Source organism: Actinomadura darangshiensis, assembly GCF_004349235.1.
Classification (GTDB): domain Bacteria; phylum Actinomycetota; class Actinomycetes; order Streptosporangiales; family Streptosporangiaceae; genus Spirillospora; species Spirillospora darangshiensis.
The window spans coordinates 1-2,438 of record NZ_SMKY01000559.1 but is presented as its reverse complement, the minus strand read 5'-3'; the positions used below and the strand labels follow the sequence as shown (position 1 = coordinate 2,438).

The following is a 2,438-nucleotide window of genomic DNA, read 5'->3' as shown; positions in this document are numbered from 1 at the left end:
GGCCGAGGGCGCGGGGATGCTCGCCGCCCTGGTCATCCTCGTGCTGCTGTTCGGCTCCCTCGTCGCCGCCGCACTCCCCCTGGTCACCGCGCTGTTCGCGGTGGGCGGCGCGATCGGGCTGATCGCGCTCGCCTCGCACGCGTTCACGGTCGCCGACTTCACCCCGCCGATCATGATGCTGATCGGCCTCGGCGTCGGCGTCGACTACGCGCTCCTCATCTTCTACCGCTACCGGCACGAACTGCGGGACGGCTCCGACCCGGCCACCGCCACCCGCCGGGCCCTGGACGCCGCCGGACGGACGGTCTTCTTCGCCGGCTGCACCGTCATCATCGCGCTCCTCGGCCTGATCGCGCTCGGCCTCGGGTCGCTCCAGGGCGTCGCGCTCGCCGTCGCCCTGACCGTGCTGGTCACCATGGCGGCGTCGCTGACGCTGCTGCCGGCGCTGCTCGGCGTCTTCGGCGGACGCATCCAGCGCCAGGTGCTCAAGCGGGCCGCCAAGCGGCGGCCGCGGGAGGGCGGCTGGCGGCGGCTGGCCTCGGCCGTCCAGCGCCGTCCCGTCCCCGCGCTGCTCGTCGCCGTCGCCGCCCTGCTCGCCCTGTCGGCGCCCGCGCTGGACATGCGCCTCGGCTTCGCGGACGCCGGCAACGACGCCCCGTCCAGCACCAGCCGCCAGGCCTACGACCTGCTGGCGAAGGGGTTCGGCCCGGGTTTCGACGGCCCGTTGATCGTCGTGGCCCAAGGCGACCCGGGGCAGCTCCACACCACCCTGACCCAGACCGACGGCATCGCCGCCGCCACCCCGGCCTTCCCGTCCAAGGACGGCGCGGTCTCAGCCGTGATCGCCTACCCCACCACCGCTCCGCAGGACGCGGCCACCACCGACCTCGTCCACGAACTGCGCGACGACGTGCTCCCGTCGCTGTCGGACCGCACCGGCGTCGACTACCTGGTCGGCGGCCCCACCGCCGCAACCCAGGACTTCTCGGACGCGGTCTCGGCGCGCATGCCCCTGTTCGTCGCCGTGGTCGTCGGCCTGTCGGCCCTGCTGCTGATGGTGGTGTTCCGCTCGGTCCTGATCCCGGTCAAGGCGGCGCTGCTCAACCTGCTGTCGATCTCGGCGGCGCTCGGCGCGATCACCCTGGTGTTCCAGGACGGCCGGTTCGGCGCGCAGAGCGGCCCCATCGAGGCGTTCATCCCCGTGATGATCTTCGCGATCGTGTTCGGCCTCTCCATGGACTACGAGGTCTTCCTGATCTCCCGCATCCACGAGGAATGGGAGCACACGCGGGACCCGTCGCACGCCGTCCGCGAGGGCCTGGCCGCCACCGGCAAGGTCATCACGGCCGCCGCCGCCATCATGATCGTCGTGTTCGCGGCGTTCGTGCTGAGCCCCGACCGGATGCTCCAGCAGTTCGGCCTCGGCCTCGCCGTCGCCGTCCTCCTGGACGCGCTGGTGATCCGCTGTCTCATCGTCCCGGCCGTCATGCAGCTGCTCGGCAGGCACGCTTGGTGGCTGCCCGCGGGGCTGGCCAGGCGCCTCCCAAAGGTGGCCCTGGAGCGCCCCTGACGCCGGCCGGCCCCGGGTGGGCTTAGCGGCGCCGAGTAGGGAAGGATCGGCTCATGGACATCGATCTCACCGGCCGGACCGCCTTCGTCAGCGGTTCCACCAAGGGCATCGGCCGCGCCATCGCCGCGGGCCTGGCGCGGTCCGGCGCCACCACAGTGATCAACGGCCGCTCCGCCAAGACCGTCGAGGAGACCCTGCGCGCCCTCCGGGACGAGCTACCCGACGCCGATCTGAAAGGCGTCGCCGCAGACGTGGCCACCGCCGAGGGCGCGGAGGCGCTCATCAGCGAACTCCCCGACGTAGACATCCTGGTCAACAACCTCGGCATCTTCGAGGCGCGTCCCGTCCTGGAGATCGACGACGCCGAGTGGCGCCGGTACTTCGAGGTCAACGTCCTGTCCGGCGTGCGCCTCGCCCGCCTCTACCTGCCCGGCATGATCGAACGTGCCTGGGGCCGTATTCAGTTCATCGCGAGCGACTCCGCAGTAGTGATCCCCGAGGAGATGGTCCACTACGGCGTCTCGAAGACCGCGCTCCTCGCCGTCTCCCGCGGCTACGCGAAGGCCGCCGCCGGCACGGGCGTCACCGTCAACACGGTCCTCGCGGGCCCGACCCACACCGGCGGCGTCGAAGACTTCGTCGCCGACCTGGTCGGAGAAGACCTCCCCTGGGACGACGCCCAGCGCCGCTTCATGGCCGAACACCGCCCCAACTCCCTCATCCAGCGCCTCATCGAACCGGAGGAGATAGCGAACATGGTCGTCTACCTGAGCTCCGACCACGCCTCAGCCACAACCGGCGGCGCCCTGAGAGTGGACGGCGGCTACGTAGACGCCATCCTCCCCTGACGGCCGGGCCGCCCCCACCC

Annotated in this window: 2 protein-coding genes; both read left to right on the top strand. The window is 71.8% G+C overall.

From position 1 onward, the window contains the following. Positions 1 to 1,570 (top strand): MMPL family transporter (locus tag E1293_RS46340; protein ID WP_132206427.1); only part of this gene is annotated, 1,570 nt, incomplete at its 5' end. A gap of 53 nt (positions 1,571 to 1,623) precedes the next feature. Further along, entirely contained in the window at positions 1,624 to 2,418 is a 795-nt protein-coding gene (locus tag E1293_RS46335) for an SDR family NAD(P)-dependent oxidoreductase (protein ID WP_132206425.1), read from the top strand. The last annotated feature ends 20 nt before the right edge of the window (positions 2,419 to 2,438 follow it).